The 20,868-nt window shown below is 70.0% G+C and carries 22 protein-coding genes and 3 pseudogenes; 16 read left to right on the top strand and 9 right to left on the bottom strand.

What is annotated here, in order from left to right; translation table 11 throughout:
- Positions 1–130: 130 nt before the first annotated feature.
- From ACFPL3_RS39260 to ACFPL3_RS39220, 9 genes and pseudogenes are all read left to right on the top strand, one after another.
- A complete protein-coding gene (locus ACFPL3_RS39260) occupies positions 131–460 on the top strand; it encodes a transposase (protein WP_343947280.1) in 330 nt (109 codons plus the stop codon).
- Positions 402–1,334, top strand: a complete 933-nt coding sequence (locus tag ACFPL3_RS39255; RefSeq protein WP_379590747.1) for an IS3 family transposase — start codon at positions 402–404, stop codon at positions 1,332–1,334. Before ACFPL3_RS39260 ends, ACFPL3_RS39255 begins: the two co-directional genes overlap by 59 nt.
- A 251-nt stretch (positions 1,335–1,585) precedes the next feature.
- Positions 1,586–1,876, top strand: coding sequence for an AbrB/MazE/SpoVT family DNA-binding domain-containing protein (locus ACFPL3_RS39250; protein ID WP_379590741.1), 291 nt, complete (start codon positions 1,586–1,588; stop codon positions 1,874–1,876).
- A 55-nt stretch (positions 1,877–1,931) separates the two neighbouring features.
- Complete coding sequence (locus tag ACFPL3_RS39245) at positions 1,932–2,222, top strand: transposase (protein WP_343947282.1); 291 nt, start codon at positions 1,932–1,934, stop codon at positions 2,220–2,222.
- A complete protein-coding gene (locus ACFPL3_RS39240; protein ID WP_343947283.1) occupies positions 2,219–2,461 on the top strand; it encodes a hypothetical protein in 243 nt (80 codons plus the stop codon). Before ACFPL3_RS39245 ends, ACFPL3_RS39240 begins: the two co-directional genes overlap by 4 nt.
- Positions 2,462–2,474: 13 nt before the next feature.
- A pseudogene (locus ACFPL3_RS39235) lies at positions 2,475–3,125 on the top strand (IS3 family transposase); the annotation flags it as partial.
- Positions 3,126–3,276: 151 nt separating this feature from the next.
- Positions 3,277–3,591 carry an AbrB/MazE/SpoVT family DNA-binding domain-containing protein gene (locus ACFPL3_RS39230; protein ID WP_343947284.1) on the top strand — a complete coding sequence of 105 codons (315 nt, stop codon included), beginning with the start codon at positions 3,277–3,279 and terminating at the stop codon, positions 3,589–3,591.
- A complete protein-coding gene (locus ACFPL3_RS39225; RefSeq protein WP_343947285.1) occupies positions 3,584–4,657 on the top strand; it encodes a tyrosine-type recombinase/integrase in 1,074 nt (357 codons plus the stop codon). The genes ACFPL3_RS39230 and ACFPL3_RS39225 overlap by 8 nt, the downstream gene beginning before the upstream one ends.
- Complete coding sequence (locus ACFPL3_RS39220; RefSeq protein ID WP_343947286.1) at positions 4,543–5,022, top strand: NAD-dependent epimerase/dehydratase family protein; 480 nt, start codon at positions 4,543–4,545, stop codon at positions 5,020–5,022. The genes ACFPL3_RS39225 and ACFPL3_RS39220 overlap by 115 nt, the downstream gene beginning before the upstream one ends.
- A gap of 1,089 nt (positions 5,023–6,111) precedes the next feature.
- On the opposite strand, the gene ACFPL3_RS39215 is transcribed toward ACFPL3_RS39220, so the two are convergent.
- Positions 6,112–6,909, bottom strand: a complete 798-nt coding sequence (locus ACFPL3_RS39215; protein WP_343947315.1) for a transposase family protein — start codon at positions 6,907–6,909, stop codon at positions 6,112–6,114.
- A gap of 147 nt (positions 6,910–7,056) precedes the next feature.
- Between ACFPL3_RS39215 and ACFPL3_RS39210 the strand changes: the two genes are divergently transcribed.
- The gene (locus tag ACFPL3_RS39210) at positions 7,057–7,656 is read left to right on the top strand and encodes an MFS transporter (RefSeq protein ID WP_343947287.1); all 600 of its coding nucleotides are present in this window, start codon (positions 7,057–7,059) and stop codon (positions 7,654–7,656) included.
- Positions 7,657–7,712: 56 nt separating this feature from the next.
- On the opposite strand, the pseudogene ACFPL3_RS39205 reads toward ACFPL3_RS39210, so the two are convergent.
- From ACFPL3_RS39205 to ACFPL3_RS39175, 8 genes and pseudogenes are all read right to left on the bottom strand, one after another.
- Positions 7,713–9,030, bottom strand: a pseudogene (locus ACFPL3_RS39205) (peroxidase family protein); the annotation flags it as partial.
- Positions 9,027–9,191: pseudogene (locus ACFPL3_RS42075) on the bottom strand (transcriptional repressor); the annotation flags it as partial. The pseudogenes ACFPL3_RS42075 and ACFPL3_RS39205, both read right to left, overlap by 4 nt.
- A gap of 315 nt (positions 9,192–9,506) precedes the next feature.
- Positions 9,507–10,601, bottom strand: coding sequence for a 3,4-dihydroxy-2-butanone-4-phosphate synthase (ribB, locus tag ACFPL3_RS39200; RefSeq protein ID WP_343947288.1), 1,095 nt, complete (start codon positions 10,599–10,601; stop codon positions 9,507–9,509).
- 26 nt (positions 10,602–10,627) lie between these two features.
- Entirely contained in the window at positions 10,628–11,134 is a 507-nt protein-coding gene (locus tag ACFPL3_RS39195) for a flavin reductase family protein (protein ID WP_343947289.1), read from the bottom strand.
- 46 nt (positions 11,135–11,180) lie between these two features.
- Entirely contained in the window at positions 11,181–12,095 is a 915-nt protein-coding gene (locus tag ACFPL3_RS39190; protein WP_343947290.1) for a TIGR03620 family F420-dependent LLM class oxidoreductase, read from the bottom strand.
- 44 nt (positions 12,096–12,139) lie between these two features.
- Positions 12,140–12,907, bottom strand: coding sequence for an SDR family NAD(P)-dependent oxidoreductase (locus tag ACFPL3_RS39185; RefSeq protein ID WP_343947291.1), 768 nt, complete (start codon positions 12,905–12,907; stop codon positions 12,140–12,142).
- A 14-nt stretch (positions 12,908–12,921) separates the two neighbouring features.
- The gene (locus tag ACFPL3_RS39180) at positions 12,922–13,932 is read right to left on the bottom strand and encodes an LLM class flavin-dependent oxidoreductase (protein WP_343947292.1); all 1,011 of its coding nucleotides are present in this window, start codon (positions 13,930–13,932) and stop codon (positions 12,922–12,924) included.
- A gap of 183 nt (positions 13,933–14,115) precedes the next feature.
- The gene (locus ACFPL3_RS39175) at positions 14,116–14,559 is read right to left on the bottom strand and encodes a GlcG/HbpS family heme-binding protein (RefSeq protein WP_343947293.1); all 444 of its coding nucleotides are present in this window, start codon (positions 14,557–14,559) and stop codon (positions 14,116–14,118) included.
- Positions 14,560–14,859: 300 nt separating this feature from the next.
- On the opposite strand from ACFPL3_RS39175, the gene ACFPL3_RS39170 reads away from it, so the two are divergent.
- The 6 genes from ACFPL3_RS39170 to ACFPL3_RS39145 are packed head-to-tail and all read left to right on the top strand — an operon-like array spanning position 14,860 to position 20,471.
- The gene (locus ACFPL3_RS39170; protein WP_343947294.1) at positions 14,860–15,723 is read left to right on the top strand and encodes an isocitrate lyase/PEP mutase family protein; all 864 of its coding nucleotides are present in this window, start codon (positions 14,860–14,862) and stop codon (positions 15,721–15,723) included.
- Positions 15,723–17,150, top strand: coding sequence for a 3-isopropylmalate dehydratase large subunit (leuC, locus tag ACFPL3_RS39165; protein WP_343947295.1), 1,428 nt, complete (start codon positions 15,723–15,725; stop codon positions 17,148–17,150). Before ACFPL3_RS39170 ends, leuC begins: the two co-directional genes overlap by 1 nt.
- A gap of 7 nt (positions 17,151–17,157) precedes the next feature.
- The gene (gene leuD / locus ACFPL3_RS39160; protein WP_343947296.1) at positions 17,158–17,694 is read left to right on the top strand and encodes a 3-isopropylmalate dehydratase small subunit; all 537 of its coding nucleotides are present in this window, start codon (positions 17,158–17,160) and stop codon (positions 17,692–17,694) included.
- A 49-nt stretch (positions 17,695–17,743) separates the two neighbouring features.
- Complete coding sequence (locus ACFPL3_RS39155) at positions 17,744–18,658, top strand: acetaldehyde dehydrogenase (acetylating) (RefSeq protein WP_343947298.1); 915 nt, start codon at positions 17,744–17,746, stop codon at positions 18,656–18,658.
- Positions 18,655–19,689 (top strand): 4-hydroxy-2-oxovalerate aldolase, encoded by a 1,035-nt coding sequence (dmpG, locus tag ACFPL3_RS39150; protein ID WP_343947299.1) that lies wholly within the window; start codon positions 18,655–18,657, stop codon positions 19,687–19,689. The genes ACFPL3_RS39155 and dmpG overlap by 4 nt, the downstream gene beginning before the upstream one ends.
- Positions 19,686–20,471 (top strand): 2-keto-4-pentenoate hydratase, encoded by a 786-nt coding sequence (locus tag ACFPL3_RS39145; protein ID WP_343947301.1) that lies wholly within the window; start codon positions 19,686–19,688, stop codon positions 20,469–20,471. Before dmpG ends, ACFPL3_RS39145 begins: the two co-directional genes overlap by 4 nt.
- The last annotated feature ends 397 nt before the right edge of the window (positions 20,472–20,868 follow it).

Genomic DNA, 20,868 nt, shown 5'->3' with positions numbered 1-20,868 from the left:
TCCGCGAACGACCACCCCGCCCGCCACAACGTCTCGATCCGGACCCGTTCCTCCCGGGTCAACCGCGCACCAGGCATGATCCACACTTCCCCTGATCACCTGGTTGCAACCACCGGTTGAGCCCGCCCTGTTGGCAGCACTGAAGAAGTACCCCGATGAGCTGCGCGAGCGCGCGGTGCGGCTGTATCGGGAGTCGTCCCCGCGCCCGACGTTTCGACGGCTGGGCGAGCAGCTCAACGTCCATCCCGAGGCCCTGCGCAACTGGGTGCGCCAGGACGAGGCCGACCGCGGCGAGCGCGATGACCGGCCGAGCACCGACATGGTCGCCGAGAACCGGCGGCTGGCCCGGGAGAACGCCGAGCTGCGGCGGGTCAACGAGGTCCTGCGCGCGGCGAGCGCCTATTTCGCCAGCGAGATCGGCCCGACCCGGAGGTGGTCATGCCTTCATCGACGCGCATGACTTCCCGGCCGGTCTCGTACTGCGGGTCCTGGGCATCCCGGCCTCGACCTACTACGACTGGCGGACCCGCCGGGTGGCGCCGAGCCGCCGGCAGCTCGACGACGCCGCACTCCTCGAGCAGATCGTCAAGATCCGCGCCGCGCACGAGCACGCGGCCACCTACGGCTCACCGCGGGTGTGGCTGCAGCTGCGCCGCCAGGGCGTCCGGGTGGGGCGCACGCGCGTGGAACGGATCATGCGCGAGCACGGGCTGCAGGGTGCGCACCTGCGGCGGGGCTGGAAGAGCGGCTCGACTCTACAGAGCCCGTCCCACACTGCCGCGCCGGACCTCATCGAGCGCGACTTCCGGGCGAGCGCGCCGAACCAGCTCTGGGTCGCCGATCTCACCCGGCTGACCACCGGGCATGGTGTGCTGTGGCTGGCCAGCGTGCGCGACGCGTTCGCCAACCGCATCGTCGGCTGGGCCACCGACCCGCGCGCGACGACCGCGCTGGTGCTCACCGCGCTCAACCACGCGCTGCGCTCCCGCGACGTGCGGGCCGGGCAGCTGGTTCACCACAGCGACAAGGGCGCCCAGTACACCGCGCTGCGGTTCACCCAGCGCCTCGTCGACGCCGGCATCGCACCATCGACCGGCAGCACCGGCGACAGCTTCGACAACGCCCTGGCCGAGAACCTCTGGTCAACACTCAAGATCGAGCTCGTGTACTGGCCCGGCACCACGTTCGACACACCGGCCGAGGCCGAGCACGCCCTGGTCCGCTACATCGACGGCTGGTACAACCCGCGCCGCATCCAAGCCGGCCTCGGAGGACTATCTCCCGACGAGTACGAGGACGCCTACCATCGCGCCCAGCCCGACCCTCACAGATGACGAGGACTCCGGGAAACCGGGGGAAGCTCAACGTTGCAGTGTCAGAACGCGCTTGAACACGCGTGTGCAGCAGTGGCGCGCCCGTGGCGGTGGTCGTCGTGACCCACGCCGCTCTCGCGCCCCTGTTCCCGCCACGCACCTCCGGTGCTGGAGCAGCACATCCACCCGGGGCCGCCGCCGTCCTTCGCCGCGGATTGGCGCGACCGCAACCGCCGCTCGCGCGCACGACGGACGCCGTCTACGGGATGTCCGTGCTCGATCGAGGCGGACGGATCGCAGACCGCGCGGTACTCGCCGCGCTGGGCTGGACGGCCGGTACCAGGCTTCGCGTCGACGTCGCCCGCAGCCACCTCACCCTCCAGAAGGCCGACGACGGCCCGCTGCCCGTGAAGGACCACCGGTTCCTCTGGCTGCCCGCCGCGACCCGCCATCAGCTCGGCCTGCGCCCGGGTGATCGCGTGTTGTTGGCCGCGGAACCCGGGCGGCGAACGCTGGTCAGCTACCCACCCGCCACGCTCAACGACCTGCTGACCCTGAAGTGACCCCCGGTGGCCGGACACCTCCAGACTTGGCAGTAGCCGAGGAGGAGGACGCGCGATGGGGCGTCGAAGCAAGTACCCCGAGGAGTTCCGGCGCAATGCCGCGCAGCTCGCCCTTGATGGCGGTCGGTCGATCCGGGACGTCGCTCGCGAGCTCGGGGTGAACCACGAGACGTTGCGGAACTGGGTCGAGGCGTTGCGCCGCGAGCGTCGCGACGGGCCGGCCGCGGTGAGCGGGGAGGAACGCGCCGAGCTCGCGAGGCTGCGCCGACGGGTCGCAGAGCTGGAGCTGGAGAAGGAGGTCCTGCGAAAAGCCGCGGTCTTCTTCGCCCGGGAGACAGACCGGTGACCCGAGAGACGATCTACGGGTTCATCGCCGCGGAGAAGACCGCCTACCCCGTCCGTCTCCTGTGCCGGGTCCTGCAGGTCAGCACCTCAGCGTTCTACGACTGGATCCGTCGTGGCGGCCCCGCTATCTCTGATGGCGATCTCGACGACGCCCACGCCGCGAATCAGTTGCGCGACGCCTGGGTCGAGCACCGCCGCACCTACGGCGCCCGCCGCCTGACCGCCGAGATCCGACCGTGACCGGCACGGCCAGGCCTGGAACCGCAAGAAGGTGGCCCGGCTGATGACCGTGGCCGGGATCGAGGGCATCCACCGCCGCCGCCACGGCAAGAAACGCAGCCGGGTCGGCGCCGGGTCGGTCGCTCCGGACCTGGTCGGGCGCCAGTTCCTCACCGAGCGACCCGACCAGCTCTGGGTCGCCGATATCTCCTACCTACGCACCTGGGAAGGCTTCCTCTACCTCGCCGTCATCGTCGACGCCTGCACGCGCCGCGTCGTCGGCTGGGCGATGGCCGATCACCTGCGACGGGAACTGGTCCTCGACGCCCTGGGCATGGCGTTGCACCAGCGCAAGCCCTCTGCCGGGCTGATCCATCACAGCGACCACGGCGTGCAGTACACCTCGATCGACTTCGGACGCACCCTGCGCACGTCCGGCCTGGTCGCCTCGATGGGCAGCATCGGCGACGCCTTCGACAACGCCATGGCCGAGAGCTTCTTCGCCACCCTCAAAGAAGAAATGATCTACCGCCGCGCCTGGCCCACCCGTCATGAACTGGAGATGGAGGTCTTCTCCTTCATCGAGGGCTTCTACAACCCCTTGCGGCGCCACTCCCGACTGGGCAACCTCAGCCCCGCCACCTACGAACAGCAGCTCATGACACAGACCGAGGTGTCCGGCTGACGGGGGTCACTTCACCGTCGCGCCCCTGCTGTTCCCGGCACAGGCATCGAGTGCTGGACCAGCACAACCACTCCGGGCCGCCGCTGTAACTCGCCGCGGATTGTCCCTACCCGAGCCGCCAATCACGCGCACCGCGGACACGGTCTACGGGATGTCGGTCCTCGACCGTGGCGGGCGGATCGCCGACCGCGCGGCGATCGAGGCGCTGGGCTGGACACCCGGCACCAGGTTGCACCTCGACGCCGCCCGGACCCACCTCACGCTGCGCGCGACGATCGACGGCGTATTGGTCGTGAAGGATCACCGGTATCTCTGGCTGCCCGCTGCGGTCCGGCACCGGCTCGATCTGCGGCCCGGCGATCGGGTGTTGCTGGCCGCGCAACCGAAGCGGCAGACGCTGGTCGTTTGCCCACCCGCGGCCCTTGACGAGCTGCTGGCTTCGCCGGGCGGTGACCGTGATGAATAGCAGCCTGCCCGACCGGCCGAACCCGAGCACTGCCGACGTGGACGCCGCCCGGATCCTGCTGACGCGACTCGGACTGCGGGCCGAGGACCTCCTCGACGTACCAGTCCCCCGACCGACAGCCCCGACCTTCCACGACTACATCCCGATCGTCGCCGCCGGGGTTCGCCCCGGCACCCACCGGGTCTACAGCAGCTACTGGAACCGGATCGACAACCACTGGGGCGAACGCCGGATCGACGAACCCACACCCTCGCAGATCCGCCAATTCCTGGTCGACATGCAATCCGAGCTCGTGATCCGCCGCAGCGGACGCGGCGGCCACAGCGCCACCGAACACATGATCGCCGCCCTGCGCTGCCTCTACCGCCGCGCCGAAGAAGACGGCCTGATCACCGCCGCAGCCAACCCAGCCAAGAAGGTCGACAAGCTACGCCGACCACCGTCGACCCGACGCGCGGTCGCCGACACCCGCCTCGCCGAGATCGTCCAGGTGGCCGCCACCACCGGCGACGATCCCGCCCTGGACGCGTTGATCCTGCGCCTGCACATCGAAACGGCATGCCGCCGCGGCGGCGCGCTCGCGCTGCGCCGGATCGACCTCGACCCCGACCAATGCCTGATCACGCTCCGGGAGAAGGGCGACACCACACGATCCCAACCGGTCTCCCCCACGCTGATGAACCACCTGCTCACCCACGCCACCGAACGCGGCGCGGACGCGACACCGGCCGGACCGCTGCTGCGATATCGATCCGGGCAGCGGATCACCCGCCGCCGCTACGACTACATCTGGACCCGAATCGGCAGCCAGCTCCCCTGGGTCACCGCCCAAGGTGTCAGCACGCACTGGCTGCGTCACACCACGCTGACGTGGGTGGAACGCAACTTCGTGCCGCTGCGGCGCCGACAAGCCCGTACGCGTCAAGCAAACTCGCCGCCGACAACGCCGCTTTGGACCTCGCTGGCACCGGCGCCATCGGCGCAGTCAGCCTGCGCGCGTTCAACATCGCCGGCGCGCTCCCCGGACACTCCGATCCTGACGAGACGCGGCTCATTCCTCGGATGATGGCGGTCCAGCGAGGCACAGCGCCCGAGTTGGTCGTCAACGGCAACGGTGACGCCATCCGCGACTTCGTACACATCGCCGACATGGCCGAGGCGTTCGCTCTCGCCCTGGAGGCATGCGAGCCCCGTACTGCTCGTGCCTACAACATCGGCAGCGGCCGACCGACCCGCGTGCGGGACGTCATCGCCATGGTCGAGCAGGTCACCGGTCGTCCCGTGGCACGGCGACACGTGCCGCCCGCTGCTGAGCCACAAGAGCTACTCGCCGACAGCAAGGCGATCCAAGCCGATCTAGGCTGGAACCCGCACAGGTCTGGCCTGCGCGAGATCATCAACGACGCCTGGTCCGCGGCGACCGGCCAATAGTCGCCAGCAGAATATTCTGGTTGTCGATATTCCACACCGTCATGCCACCTCACGAAAGCTCGGCCCCGCTCAGGGGCACCATGCTCCTTGCCTGCAGGGGATGACCCGATCGCCGTGGCGATAGCGTTCGTCGCCGGTCAAGACGACGGACCAGGAAAAATTCTGCGACTACACGCATGCGACACGGATTCATACTGCTCCGCATGCCGCGTCCGTCCGGTGCGCTGGCCGTGCCCGGTGGCTGCGATCGCCCTGCACGCCCTCGAACTTCGCGGCTCCGAAACCGCCCCTGTTGATCCGCCCCGCGGGCGCCTCTCATGACCGCGACGCGAATGCGGCACCGCCGCAAGCGAAAGGACCGCGGACACGGCCTTCAATTCTTTCCACCCGACACGCCGTACCAGGGCATCGCTCGGCACGCCCGTCGTCGCAACGCGTCACCGACCGATCAGGAACCCCGTGGCGGGCATCGCTCGCAACTGCCGACGACTCCGCAAGAGCCTCCCGAGGAGGACCCACACGACCGCAGTGAGGAGTCCTCATGAGCTACCACTGGCTCGTCTTCTACGCCATCAGCCACCCTGTCACGCGCACGACCATCCATCGAGCACCGGACCACGGATCGGCCGCCGCTCTCGCTCCCCCGCCACTGGGACGAGCAGTACTCGCCTGCCGCTGCGGGGTCGTACTCGACCTGAACGACATGCGCCGGCCCGGCCGTCGTCCAGACCGCGACCGCAGCGGCATACGAATCGAGCCAATCTGCTGCGCCGAGTGCGCGCGCGGCGCGACAAGCGCATGATAGGTCTGTTATAGACCGCCGGGGGCGACAGCCATGCAGACTGTCATCCCAGGATCGAGGCAGATCTCCAGACCGGGCTTGACCTGCAGTAATGGAGGCGATCGGGCGCCACGTTCGAGGGTGCAGCTAAGCCGGGGTTTCGCGCTTCCGACCCCTTGGCCCCAGGGTCGCCCGACAAAATGCGCCGAGCTGCGGGAACACGATACTCGCAGGTAGGACCGGGACCGCCCCGAGCAATTCAGGAACGTTTCGGACGAGTCAGGACCAATGAGCCTTTGCCAACCTGATCAAGCGTTGGTGATCATGAGGGTCTGAACGGCGGCGACGAGCTCGGCGGCCCGGCTCGGGCTGGAGCGGATCTTGCGCAGGATCTTCCAGTTCTTCAGCTCGGCGTTGACCCGTTCGCCTGGTCCGCGCCGGCGGGCGTGCGCGGCGTTGACCTCGCGCTGGTTGTTCGACAGCCGCCGGTAGCGGCCGGTGTCCGGGTCGAGGCGCCGCCGCCGCTGCGGAACGGCCACTGCAGGTCCGGCGCCTTGGTAGGCGGTGTCGGCGACCGTCGGGATCGCGGCATCGCAGATCGCGTCGATGATGCCGTGCTCGCGGGCGGCGCCCATATCGTGGCGCGCTCCAGGCAGCGGTGGAGAGATCCACACCAACCTGCCGACAGGGTCGGCGATGACCTGCACGTTCAAGCCGTGGGCCTTGTGCTTACCGCTGTAGAACGGGCGGTCGCGGCCCGAGGCCATGGCGACCCGGTCGATGCGCAGCAAGGTCCCGTCGAGGATGACGAATGCCTTGGCTTGGGCGACGTCGATGGCCTGGGCGAGCGTGGGCGCCATCGCGGCGAGCAGGGCCAGCGCCTCGCGCACGTACCGGTAGACGGTCGAGGTGCCGATCTGGAAACCGCAGGCCAGGTCGGCGTAGGTCTCGCCCATGCGCAGGTAGGCCACGACCAGCAGGGCCTGGCGGCCAGGAGTGAGTTTGCGCCAGCGTGTCGCGCGCTGGTTGCGGTGCGCGCGTAGGGCGTCGGCGAGCAGGCCAAGCGCGCGATTGGACACGGTCATCCCAGACGGATAGGACAGCACCTTGAAGCTCCTGGTCAGGCGAGTTGATCTCAGCAATCGCCCGTCGACCAGGAGCTTCACCTATTCGAGGCCACGCCACGCCGCACAACCGCTGACCAGGCCGGACGCCAAGTTGGCAAAGGGGACCGGCGCGGCGCGGCGCTGCTCATGGCGCTCGTCACGGCGCTGGTGACCGTCCCGCACCGACCGGTCCCGGCCACGGTGGCCGCCGCACTCGTCGCCGGGGCGCTCACCGTGCACCTGCACAGGCGCCCCGACGGGTTCCTGCCGGCCGTCCTGGTCCGATCGCCGGCCTTCCTGCTCGCCGGGGGAACGGCACTGTTCCTGGCGATCGTCAACTTCGGGCTCTTCTACGCCGCGCCCACCCTTCTGGCCTGGCAGACGGGATGGTCACCTGCCGCGGTTGGCGCGGCCATGCTCTGGCCGTACCTGCTGGGCGGGGCGCTGTCCTGGTTGGTGGTCGCGCTCACCGCCCGCCTGCGCCTACGCACGGTCGCGGCCGGTCTCGCGGCGGCCGTCGTCGCGGCGGGCCTCGTCGCGTGGTCGATGGCCGCGGTGCCGATCCTGCTGGTCGCGTTCGCTGCCGGATCGGTGGCAGCGGCGGCCGGTCAGGGGGCGCTCGCGCGGCACGCGGCCGAGGCGGTCCCGGGGCCGTACCGCTCGCCCGCCATCGGCATGTTCAACCTCTGCTACCTCCTCGGCACCGCGTTCGGCCCCGCGATCGTGGCGCTGATCCTCACAGCGTGACCCGTGTGATTCCTTTCCGGCAGGCTCCTGCCGACAGGAGCCACCGCGGCGCCGAGTCAGGCGATGTCGAACCGGTCGAGGTTCATGACCTTGTCCCACGCGGCCACGAAGTCACGCACGAACTTCTCCTTCGCGTCCGCACTGGCGTAGACCTCCGCGATGGCGCGCAGCTGGGAGTTCGCGCCGAGGACGAGGTCCACGGCCGTGGCGGTCCACCTGACCTCTCTCGTGGCGCGGTCGCGGCCCTCGTACACGTTCTCCGTCTCCGAGACCTTCCACTCGGTGCGCATGTCGAGCAGGTTCCGGAAGAAGTCGTTGGTCACGTCTCCGGCCGCTCGGTGAGAACGCCGTGCGGTGCCCGCCCGACGTTCGCGTTCAGCGCGCGCATGCCGCCGACCAGGACCGTCATCTCCGGGGCGCTCAGGTTCAGCATGTAGGCGCGGTCCACCAGCAGGGTCTCCGCCGGCAGCTTCTGCCCGGCTGGCAGGTGGTTGCGGAAGCCGTCCGCCCTCGGCTCCAGCACCGCGAACGAGTCGACGTCGGTCTGCTCCTGCGACGCGTCGGTGCGCCCCGGCGTGAACGGGACGGTGATGTCGTACCCGGCGTCCTTCGCCGCCTTCTCCACGGCCGCGCAGCCGGCGAGGACGATCAGGTCGGCGAGCGAGACCTTCTTCCCGGCCTGCGAGACGTAGAAGTCCCGCTGGATCTGCTCGAGGGTCTGCAGCACCTTTCCGAGCTCGTCCGGGCTGTTGACCTCTGCGGCGCGAGCCGGATCCGGGCCCCGTTGGCCCCGCCGCGCTTGTCGGTGCCGCGGAAGCTGGCCGCCGACGCCCACGCGGTGGAGACGAGCTGGGCGACCGAGAGCCGCGAGCCGAGCACCTTCTCCTTGGGCGCGGCGACGTCGGCGTCCCCGACCAGCTCGTGGTCCACCGCCGGGACGGGGTCCTGCCAGAGCTGCGGCTCCGGGATCCACGGGCCGAGGTAGCGCGAGACGGGTCCCATGTCGCGGTGCAGGAGCTTGTACCAGGCCTTGGCGAACGCGTCGGCGAGCTGGTCCGGGTTCTCGTGGAAGCGCTTCGTGATCGGCCCATAGGCCGGGTCGACCTTCAGCGCGATGTCCGAGGTCAGCATCATCGGCGCGTGCCGGGTGGACGGGTCGTGCGCGTCCGGCACCGTGCCCTGGGCCTCGGCGTTCTTCGGCGTCCACTGGTGCGCGCCCGCGGGGCTGCGCGTGAGCTCCCAGTCGTACCCGTACAGGTTGTCGAGGTACCCGTTGTCCCACGTGGTCGGCGCGGTGGTCCAGGCGCCCTCGAGGCCGCTGGTCATCGCGTACCGGCCGACGCCGGATTCCACGCTGTTCTTCCAGCCGATGCCTGGTGGGACACGTCGCCGAGGTCGCCACGGGCGACCCCGATGATCGAGCCCGTGTCGGCGTGCGGATGGTCGTGCACCGCGGACAGCACGGCCACCCGAGGCCGCGTCACCCGCAGTGCAGCCCCGCGCAACATGTGCTCGAAGTCCGACGTCGTTGGCACTGCGGCCCAGCGTGGACCAGAGTCTTGAACGACTCAACTCGGGGGAGCTCATCCCAGCCATCCGGGTCGCGGGGACTCCCGTGAGCCGGCGGGCTCGCCACTCGTCCACGGTCCCGCGCGCCGAACCGCTCATGGTCGGCGGCCGAACGAAGACGGTTCGAGTTCCTGCACCACGCCGGCGTCTGCAGCATCCCGCCGAGCTCGAGCACGCGCGGTGACACGGGCAGGGCGTTGTGCCGGGTGGTCATGGGGTGCTCCGCGTCCTTGCGGGCGATGCGCACCTCTGGACGAGCGGCCCTCGCGGGTCCACGCCGGTCAGCCCGCGATGGGCTTGGGGGTGACCGACCGGGGGCGGGTGCGGTGCTCGTCCGGCCTGGTCGCCGGAGCAGCCGAGTGGACGCCCAGATCGGTCAGGATCCACTCGACCGTGCTCACCGCGGCGCCGGCGTTCGCGGTCTGTCCGTGGTGGGGGAGGTCGCACGCTCGCGCGATCCCTTCCTGTCGCAGATAGATGATCACGCCGCGACCGGCCGTCGCGAAGCGGGTCATGACCTCGTCGAGTCGGCGGCGGCAGCGGCAGCCGACTGAGGCGAACACGTCGCCGCTGAGGCATTCGGAGTGGACGTGAACGGGCACGGCTCGCCCCGGCACGGCATCGAGCGTGCCGGCGACGAGTGCGACGTGCTCGGATCCGTCGATCGCGTGGACGTATCCGACCGCGGTGAAGGATCCGTGCTCGGTCGGCAGCGACGTGACGGCCGCCCGCCGGACCTGCTGCTCGGTGCGGCGCCGGTACCGGATGAGCTCGTCCACGGTGATGAGCACCAGGCCGTGGGCCGCGGCGAACCGCTCCAGCTCCGGTCCGCGCGCCATCTCACCGGGCCGGTCGACGGAGACGATCTCGCAGAGCGCTCCAGCGGCCGGCAAGCCGGACAGGTGTGCGAGATCGACTGCGGCCTCGGTGTGCCCCGGACGGGCCAGCACGCCACCGGCACGGGCTTTCAGCGGGACGACGTGTCCCGGTCGCGCGAACCGGTCGGCAACGGTGTCCGGCGCTGCGAGCGCCGCGATCGTCGCGGCACGCGAGCGCGCGGAGATGCCGGTGCCGGTCCCGATCAGGTCGACGGTGACCTGATAGGCGGTACCGAAGCGGTCGTCGTTGATGTGGCACATCGAGGTCAGGCCCAGGCGTGCGCAGTCCTCGTCGGGCAGGGCGACGCACAGGAACCCGGAGGTGTGGCGGACGGTGAAGGCCACCAGCTCCGGCGTCGCAAGTGCGGCCGCGAAGACCAGGTCGCCTTCGTCCTCCCGCTCGGCGTCGTCGACGACGACCACGGGCTGCCCGGCGGCGATCGCGGCGATCGCAGCCCGGACCCGGCTCTCGGCGGGGTCGGCGCGGAACAGGTCCACAACGGACTCCTCGGGAATCGGGCGGCTCAGCCGGCGGCGAGGCGGCGGAAGCGGCTGCCGTGGAACACCAGGGGTGGCGTCGCGGGGTCGGCGCGCAGGCCGTGGATGTGCAGCAGCACGATGTCGTGATCCCCGGAGGGGATCTCGGCGTGGATCGTGCAGTCGAGCCACAACGTGGCTCCCTGCACGAAGACGCTGCCGTCGGCGGCGGTCGACCAGTCGGTGCCGGCGAACCGGTCGCCGTGTCGGCCGGCCAGCCGGGTGCAGACGTGGTCCTGGCCCTCGCCGAGCACGCTGAGGCCCAACCGCGGCCGTTGCCGGAGGATCGGCCACGTCGTCGAGCTGTGCTGGATGCACACCGACACGAGCGGCGGTGTGACCGATACCGAGGTGAAGGAACTCGCCGCCAGCCCGACCGGCACCCCCTCCAGCGCCGCACACACCGCGGTGACCCCCGAAGGGAAGCATCCGAAGGCCTCGCGCAACTGCTCGCCCGTCGTTACGGGAACGATCCCGTCCATCGAGGTCGTCATCGTGCGGGCCTCCACATCCGTCAGTTGTCGAAGTTCGGCACAGCGGTCAGAGCGCGGCCGCCAGCGCCTCCAGTGCGGGACGGGGGTCGTCGGTGGGAGCGTCGCCGAGGACCTGGACGACGACGTGGTCGGCGCCCGCGTCGAGGTGCGCGCGAACGCTCTTGCCAGCGGTGTCCGGGTCGCCGATGCCGACGAAGGCTCGAGCCAGGCGCTCGGATCCGCCGTCCACCACGTCGACCTCGTCGAAGCCCTGGCGGCGCCACGACATCTGGTAGTTCGGCATGGCCGAGTAGACGCCGAGGACGGCGCGGGCCCGGCGCAGCGCGTCTGCTTCGGTCACCCCGCCCACGTCCGTCACCGCCACGGCCTGCATGACCACGACCCATTTGTCGGGCCCGAGTGCGGCGCGAGTCGCCGTCGTCTGCTCGGGCAGGACGTAGGCAGGATGCGCGCCGTCGGCCGCCGCGCCGGCCAGCTCGATCATCTTCGGCCCGAGGGCGGCGAGCAGGCGGGCCGGCCTGCCACCCGGCTCCAGTTCGTCGGGAACGTCGTCCATCCGGCGCAGGTAGTCACGCATCGTCGCCAAGGGCTTGCTGTAGGACCCACCCCGACCACCTTCGACGAGCGGACCGTGGCTGACCCCGAGCCCCAGGACGAACCGGCCGGGGTGCAGCGCAGCCAGGGTGCGACCACCGACCTCGGCGGCGATCGGGTCCCGCGCGTGGATGTTCGCGATACCGGTGCCCACCACGAGCCGCTCCGTAGCGGTGAGGAACGCACCAGCCTGCGTCAACGATTCCTTCCCGAAGGCCTCCCCGAAGAAGAGGGAGCCGTAGCCCATCCGTTCGATGTCCCGGGCGACCTCGCTCGCCTCCCCGATCGGCCAGGCTTCGCCGTTCCACCACACTCCGACGCGGGACGGAAATGCGATGTCGGGCCGCCCGTTCTGTCCGGTACCCACCCTTCGTTCCTCTCTGCTCGCCCCGGCTGACGCCGGATCGGGATTCAGCGTGCGGTGTAGCCGCCATCGATCGGAATGGCGGCCCCCGTCATGAAAGTGGACTCGTCGCCAGCCAGGTAGATCGCCAGCGGAACCACCTCCTCCGGCTGGCCGAATCGGTTGACGAAGTGCTCGGCGGCGTTCGCCTTCATCGCCGCGGCAGCCTCCTCGTCGCTGAGAAGACTGAAGAAGGCGCGTGGCATCGGGGTGTCGATGCTCCCCGGGCAGATGGCGTTGACGCGGATGCCGAGGGGTGCGAGATCGGCGGCGGCGCCCTTGGAGAACATCACCAGCCCACCCTTGGCGGCGCAGTAGACCGACATCCCCGGCATCGACACGAGGCCACCGGCCGAGGAGACGTTGATGATCGAGCCGCCGTCGGTCATCAACGGGACGATGGCCTTGGTCAGCAGGAACACGCTCTTCAGGTCGACGTCGAGGACCTTGTCCCATTCCTCCTCGGTGGTGTCGAGCAGCGGCTTGCCGAGGATGATGCCGTGGTTGTTGTAGAGCACGTCGACGCGTCCGTGCAGGGTCTCGCGGGCGGCATCGGCGATCTGGCCGATGCCCGTGGTCGTGGCGGCGTCGGCCGGGACGAAGGTGAAGGGCAGACCGTCGGCCCGCAGGTCCGCCTCGAGCTTGCGGCCTGCCGCCTCGTCGAGGTCGCTGCCGAGGACGATGGCGCCTTCCTCGCAGAAGCGGCGACAGGCGACCTGGCCCATGCCGCCCGCGGCACCGGTGATGATCGTGTGCTTGCCGGTGAGTCGGCTCATCTGGTCGGCCCCCCTCACTTCCGGAGTCCGGCTTCCCGCATGAGCGGCAGCACGTTCTCGCCGACGTAGTCGATCTCCTCGGCGTAGTTCAGGAAGCCCATCAGGACTCCCTCCATCCCGTGCGCGGCCATTTGCTGGAGGCCGTCCACGATCTGCTCGGGCGTCCCCACCAGCGAGGTGGCGCCGTGGGCGAGGATGAACCGCTCCTTGAACTTCGTCATCTGCTCGCTCCAGGAGTTGCTGTCGACGCCGTGGATCGCCATCAGGTTCTCGGCTGAGGTCCAGTCCGCCTTGTCGAGGATCTCGTCGTGGACCCTCTTGGCCTCGGCCTCGGTGTCGCGGCACACCACCAGCGCGGCTGTCATGGTCTGGATGTCCCGGCCGTACTCCTCGCGGGCCGCCTTCTTCAGGGCCGCCGAGTGGGCGGCCATCTTCTCGAGGTCGGTGGAGACGAAGAAGTTGATGTCGGCGTACTTGGCGGAGTAGTCCAGGCCGGTCTTCGAGTTCCCGGCGTTGATGACGATCGGTCGACCGTGCACCGGCTTGGGCTCGGACTCGCAGCCCAGCGCGCGGAAGAACTTGCCGTCGACGTCGAACGGGGCGTCGCTCGCCCACAGCCGATCGACGAAATCCATCCACTCGGCGCCGTAGGCGTAGCGCTCCTCGTGCTCCAGCAGCCCACATTGCATCATGGCCATCTCGGCCGAGTTCCAGCCCATCACGACGTTGAGCCCGAATCGGCCACCGGAGATGTGGTCGACGGTCGCGGCCATCTTCGCCGCGACGACCGGGTCGATCGTCGCGACGTGTGTGGTGGCGACGACGGCGATGTTCTCGGTGGCCTCCGCGATGCCCGCGGCCCAGGTGAAGGTCTCGAACGCGTTGCCGTTGAAGTTGGTGGAGCCGCCGAATCCCTTCCACCGGGCGATCGGGACCGTGACGTCGAAGCCCCACCGGTCCAGGTTCTGCGCGATCTTCTTCTGGTGCTCCCAGGTGACCCGCAGCGACCGGGGAGCCTCCGTCATGGAGATCCCGCCGCTCGCGTTCGGGGCGAAGGCGCCGATTTTCAGCGGCTGGTCGCCGAACAAGGGTGACGTCGGCTGCGACATTGCATGACCTCCTGACGGCGCGATCGCACGACAGGAGACCTGGCCTGCGATGGCGTTGGGGGGAACGGTTCACCGGGCACGGCCCGATCTCGATGCAGGTCAGACGGTGTAGCCGCAGGCCTTCAGCGCCTCTTCGACGACCGCCATGTCCTGTGTGTAATGGCCACCGCTGACGCCGACCGCCCCGACGACCCGCCCGTCGCACACGAGGGGGTAGCCACCGCCGAAGGTGACCAGCCGCGGCGTGTGGACGATCCCCAGCCGCAGCGGCTCGTCGTCCTTGATCAGCTCGTGCAGCTGGTGCGTCGGGGCGCCGAACGCCGCCGAGGAGTAGGCCTTGTCCTGCGCGATCCCGATCGTCAGCGGCGGTGCGCCGTCCATGCGAAGGAACGCCAGCAGGCTCGCCGACGCGTCGTACACGGCGACGCAGACCGGCAGCGCCGCCCGGTCCGCGGCGGTGACGACGGCCGTGACCAGCTCCTCGGTGCCTTCTTGGGACAGCGTCCGGACGTCACGCGTCCGACCTCCGGCGGGAGCAGACATCCGATTTCCTTCCTCGGGGACGGCATCAGACCGCCTAGCGGTTTCAGAAACCACTGTGCAGGCCGCACCTTGCCAGCAGCACCACCACCTGTCAATCCGTCGTCCGCCGCGACGCGGTGACGCACGGCACTTGACGGACCCACTGAGAACGACCTACGTTTCGACCGCACCGTGGATTCTCGAACCACGATACGGTTCCGGTGTGCCGTCGGCGTCGCCCGACGCGCTCGGTGATGCCGGCCCGGCGTACGCCGATCGAGGCCGCGAGCCCGCTCCCGTCGATGGATGAGGTGTGACCAGATGGACACGACGACGTCTCCACCCAGTGCGGTACTGCGGACCCGCCTCGCCCAGCCGGGCTTGATCCGGGTGCCGGGCGTCTTCGACGGCGTGAGCGCACACATCGCCCGCGACGCCGGCTTCGACGCGGCCTTCCTGACCGGTGCCGGGGTCTCCGCGTCCCGCTACGGCGTTCCCGACCTCGGGTTGATCACCGCGTCCGAGCTCGCGGACGCCGTGCAGGTCATCGCGTCCGCCTTCGGCGGGCCGCTGATCGTTGATGCCGACACCGGCTTCGGCGAGGTCCTCAACGTGACGCGCACGGTCGAGACGCTGGAACGTGCCGGTGCCGCGGGCATCATGCTCGAGGACCAGGTCACCTCGAAACGCCGCTGCGGCCACCTCGCGAACAAGGAGGTCGTCGCGGTCGGGGACTACGTCACGAAGCTGCACGCCGCGCTCGCCGCTCGTCGCGCGGACACGCTCATCGTGGCCCGCACCGATTCCCGCGGACCGCTGGGCATCGACGCTGCGATCGACCGCGCCCGGACGTTCGCAGCGGAGGGCGCGGACATCGTCTTCGTCGAGGCACCGACGAGCCGGGAGGAGATCGAGCGGATCGCCACCGAGGTCACCGGCGCCCCGGTGATCTTCAACGCTGTTCCGGGCGGCATCACGCCGGAGGTCAGCGAAGCCGACCTGGAGCAGTTCGGGTTCCGCCTCGTGGTCTATCCCGCGGTGATGCTCTTTCCGTCCGCACAGGCGATGGCCGATGAGGTGTCCACGCTCGTCGGAAGCGCCACCCCACGCATCACCAGCCCCCGTGAGCTCTTCGAGACCGTCGGCCTGAGCCGCTGGGCCGCCCTCGAGCAGTCGGTCTACTGATGCCCCGGACGACGCCCCGGACCATGCTGGGCAAGATCTGGGATGCGCACGAGGTCGCTCCGGGGCTGCTGTACATCGATCTCCACCTCATCCACGAGCTGAGCTCGCCGCAGGCGTTCGACGCCCTCCGCGAGGCCGGCCGCGCGATCCGCAGGCCGGACCGGACGTTGGCGACGGCGGACCACAGCGTCCCCACGGACGGGACCGCTGCCGGGTCCCTCATCGGCCGGCCCCTGGCCCGCCGCCAGGTGGTGACGTTGGAGCAGAACTGCGAGGAGTTCGGCGTCCCGCTCTACTCCCTCGGCCACGAGAGGCGGGGGATCGTGCACGTCATCGGGCCCGAGCTGGGCGTGACGCAACCCGGCATGACGATCGTCTGCGGTGACAGCCACACCGCGACCCACGGCGCGTTCGGCGCACTCGGGTTCGGGATCGGGACGTCGCAGGCCGAACACGTCTTCGCCACGCAGTGCCTGCCCATGCTCAAACCGAAGTCGATGCGGGTCGTCTACTCCGGGGAGCTGGGCCACGGGGTCTCCCCCAAGGACCTGATCCTGGCCACGATCGGGCAGGTCGGCACCGCCGGGTTCACCGGTCATGCCGTGGAGTTCGCGGGTCCGGTGATCGAGGGCATGGGCATGGCCGGCCGGATGACGATCTGCAACATGACCGTCGAAGGCGGCGGCCGCTCCGGGATGGTCGCCCCGGACGAGACCACCTTCGCCTGGCTCCGGGGGCGCCCTGGTGCCCCCGCGGACTTCGACGCCGCGGTCGAGGTCTGGCGCGAGCTGCGCACGGACGAGGGCGCCACGTTCGATCGGGAGGTCCACGTCGACGCCTCCCGGGTCTCGCCGATGGTGACCTGGGGAACCAGCCCGGGCATGGTCATCGGGATCGCCGACAGGGTCCCCGACCCCGACGCATCGGACTCCGAGAGCGGCCGTGCGGCGGGCCGGCGGGCGCTGGAGTACATGGGCCTGCGGCCGGGGAACTCGCTGACCGAACTCCCCCTCGACCACGTCTTCATCGGGTCGTGCACCAACGCGCGCATCGAGGACCTGCGGGAAGCCGCGGCGATCGTCGCCGGTCGCCGGGTCGCGGCCGGCGTGCGCGCAACCGTGGTGCCGGGTTCCCAGCAGGTCAAGGCGGACGCCGAGAACGAGGGTCTCGACCGGATCTTCCTCGACGCCGGGTTCGAGTGGCACCACTCCGGCTGCTCGATGTGCGGCGCGCTGATGGAGGAGGTGCAGCTGGCACCGCGACAACGCTGCGCCTCGACGTCCAACCGGAACTTCGAGGGCCGACAGGGTCACCAGGCGCGAACCCATCTGGTCAGCCCCGCCATGGCCGCGGCCGCCGCGATCGCGGGGCACCTCGTCGACATCAGGGATTGGAGTCAGGGGCATGCGACCGCTGACCCTCGTTGAGGGGGGTGTGACGTCCCTCGACCGGGACGACGTCGACACCGACCAGATCGTGCCCGCGCGTTTCCTCCAACGGGTCGAGCGCACGGGCTACGGGAAGTACCTCTTCCACGACTGGCGGGGTGACGGTGACGTCGACCTCCGACCGAACCCCGTGCTGGTCGCCGGCGCGAACTTCGGCTGCGGGTCGTCCCGCGAACACGCGGCGTGGGCGATCGAGGACTTCGGCTTCCGAGTGATCATCGCACCCTCGTTCGGCGACATCTTCGCCGGCAACGCCCTCAAGGTCGGGCTCCTGCCCATCCGCTTGGAGCGGGACGCGTGCAGGGCCGTCGTCGACGCCGGGACCGTGCGCGTCGATCTGCCCGAGCAGACGGTGCTGGCGAGCGGACGGCAGTGGACGTTCGACATCGACCCGGACTCGAAGCACCGCCTGCTGAACGGGCTCGACGACGTCGCGATCACCCTCCGGGAGCACAGCGATGCCATCACCGCGTTCGAGGCGCGCCACGACCTCCTACCCCTGCCCGACACCACCGCCCTCTGACCGACCACCCGGCTCCTCCCCCGTCACCCAAGGACAAGGTCCTCCACACATGCCCCAGAACTCGGCCGAGCCCGTCACCGCCGCGATCGTCGGCCCGGGAAACATCGGCACCGATCTGCTGATCAAGCTCAGGCGTAGTTCCGCGATCGACGTCGGGTACGTCGTCGGCGTCGTGGAGTCCGACGGGCTTGCTCGTGCCCGCCGACTCGGGGTGGAAGCGAGCGCCGAGGGCGTGGACTGGCTCCTGCGCCAGGACCCGCTCCCCCGGCTGGTGTTCGAGGCAACCTCGGCAAAGGCCCACATCGCGAACGCTCCGCGCTACGCCGAAGCCGGCATCCAGGCGATCGACCTGACCCCGGCACACCTGGGGCCGATGGTCTCGCCACCCGTGAACGGCGCCGACCATCTCGACGCCCCGAACGTCTCCATGATCACCTGTGGCGGTCAGGCCACGATCCCGATCGTGCACGCCGTCTCCCGGATCACCGCGGTGCCGTACGCCGAGATCGTCGCGTCGGTCGCGTCGCGTGGCGCCGGGCCGGGCACCCGCGCCAACATCGACGAGTTCACCGAGACCACTGCACGGGCCGTCGAGGAGGTCGGCGGGGCCGCGCGCGGCAAGGCGATCATCATCCTGAACCCGGTCGAGCCGCCCATGATCATGCGCGACACCGTGTTCTGCGCGATCGACGCCGAAACGGACCGGGACGCGATCGTCGCGTCGGTGCACGACATGGTCGCCGAGGTGCAGCAGTACGTCCCCGGCTACACCCTCCGGGCGGAACCCCAGTTCGACGAGCCACGGGCCGCCTGGGACGGCAACGCCCGGGTCGGGATCTTCCTCGAGGTCAAGGGCAACGCCGACTACCTGCCCGCCTACGCAGGCAACCTCGACATCATGACCGCCGCGGCCGCCAGGGTCGGCGAGCTCATGGCCACGACGACGAAGGAGACCCCGGCATGACGCGCCCGGCCCTGACCCACGACGTACGGGTCATCGACACCACCCTTCGCGACGGCAGCCACGCAATGGCCCACCAGTTCACCGAGGACCAGGTGCGCGACACCGTGCGGGCCCTCGACGGAGCCGGCATCGAGGTCATCGAGGTCTCGCACGGCGACGGGATCGGCGGTTCCTCGTTCAACTACGGGTTCTCCCGTACCGACGAGCTGCAGTTGATCGCCGCGGCCCGCGAGGAAGCCCGTACCGCGAAGATCGCGGTACTCCTCGTGCCAGGCATCGGCACGGCCGATGACCTGCGCCGCGCGCGCGACGCAGGCGCGGACATGGTCCGGGTCGCGACCCACTGCACCGAGGCCGACGTCTCACCCCAGCACTTCGGCGTCGCCCGGGACCTCGGGATGGAGGCCGCCGGATTCCTCATGATGGCCCACCGGACCACGCCGGAGGACCTCGCGAAGCAGGCTCGGATCATGGTCGACGCCGGCTGCCAGGTCCCGTACGTGACCGACTCCGCGGGCGCGCTGCTCATGCACGAGGCCCGCGCGCGCTTCGAGGCCCTCGTCGCCGAGGTCGGCGACGAGGCCTGGATCGGCTACCACGGTCACCAGAACATCAGCTTGGGTGTGGCGAACTCGGTGATCGCCCACGAGGTCGGTGTCCGCTACATCGACGGCTCGCTCTGCGCGCTGGGCGCAGGATCGGGCAACTCCCCCACCGAGGTCCTCGCCGCCGTGTTCGACCGGCTCGGCATCGACACCGGACTCGACGTCCTCGCACTGCTCGACGCCGCCGAGGACGTGGTCCGCCCGTACCTGCCGCGCTGGCCCAAGATGGACCGCAACGCCATCGTCCAGGGCTGGGCCGGCGTCTACTCGTCGTTCCTGCTCCACGCCGAACAGGCAGCCGAGCGCTACAAGGTCCCCGCGCACGAGATCCTTCGCCGCTGCGGCGAGCTCGGCTACGTCGGCGGCCAGGAGGACATGATCATCGACGTCGCGCTCGGTCTCGCCGACGAGAGGAGGCCGCGATGACCGCGACCGTGCCCACCCACCAGATGCAGGCCCTGGCCGCCGAGCTCGAGTCGGCCGAGGCCTCGGCTCGCCCGATCGAGCCGCTCTCCGAGCGGTTCCCCGGACTGACCGAGGCCGACGCCTACGCGATCCAGGACATCACCCTGCGGCGACGCCTCGCCGCCGGCGCGACCCTGAGCGGGCACAAGATCGGCCTCACCTCGGAGGCGATGCGCCGCCAGCTCGGGGTCGAGGACCCCGACTACGGTTACGTGCTCTCCTCCCGGGTGCTTCGCTCGGGCGATCGACTGCCCGCGAGCGAGCTGATCGCCCCCATGATCGAGGCGGAGCTCGCCGTCGAGCTGTCACGGGATCTCGAACCACCGGTCACCCCCGACCAGGTCGCCGCGGCGACCGCGGCCGTCCACGCCTCGCTCGAGATCATCGACAGCCGGGTGCGCGACTGGCGGATCGGGCTCATCGACACCGTCGCGGACAACGCCTCCTGCGCACGGGTCATACTGGGCGAGAGCACGGCCAACCCACCCGCGTTGCCAGAGGTCGGACTGCGCCTGTTCCGCAACGGAGAGCAAGCCGCCACCGGTCAGGGCTCCGACGTGCTCGGGGACCCGCTTCGAGCGGTCGCCTGGCTCGCCGACACCCTCCACCGTTACGGCCGTCGCGTTCGAGCCGGTCAGGTCGTCTTCACCGGGTCACTGCACGCAGCGCTGCCCGTCGTCGCAGGCGATCACGTCGAGGCCCGCTTCGAGGGCATCGGTGCCGTCTCGATCCACATCACCTGACTCTCTCCGGGGCGCGTGGTCGTCGTGGCTCAGCTCCCTCCGCTCACGGCCTCGCTCGAGGGCACATGACTGAGTCGGCCGGACAGGATCTCCGCCGTCCGCCGCGTCGCGTCCACGAAACGGGCCTCGCTCGCGTCGTCGAGGCTGAAGCTGGGCACCGAGACGGCGAGCGTGCCGACGAGCCGCCCGCCTGAACCGAAGATCCGCGACGCCGATCGCGGCCGGGTGCTCCTCGAGCGTCGCCCGGTCGCGCGTTCCGGTGGTCCGGGTCCGCTCCAACTTCCCGAGATTCCGGATGCTCCCCGCCGAGAGCGATCGCCTGCGCAACCGGGCCTGCGTGAACGTGTCGACGAACACGCTCAGGGATGGGCCTGCTCCCCGCGACCGCATGACCCGA

The organism is Pseudonocardia zijingensis, assembly GCF_042657305.1.
In the GTDB taxonomy this organism is placed as follows: domain Bacteria; phylum Actinomycetota; class Actinomycetes; order Mycobacteriales; family Pseudonocardiaceae; genus Pseudonocardia; species Pseudonocardia zijingensis.
Note: the sequence above shows the minus strand (reverse complement) of the source record. Positions and strands in the feature narration are given on the sequence as shown.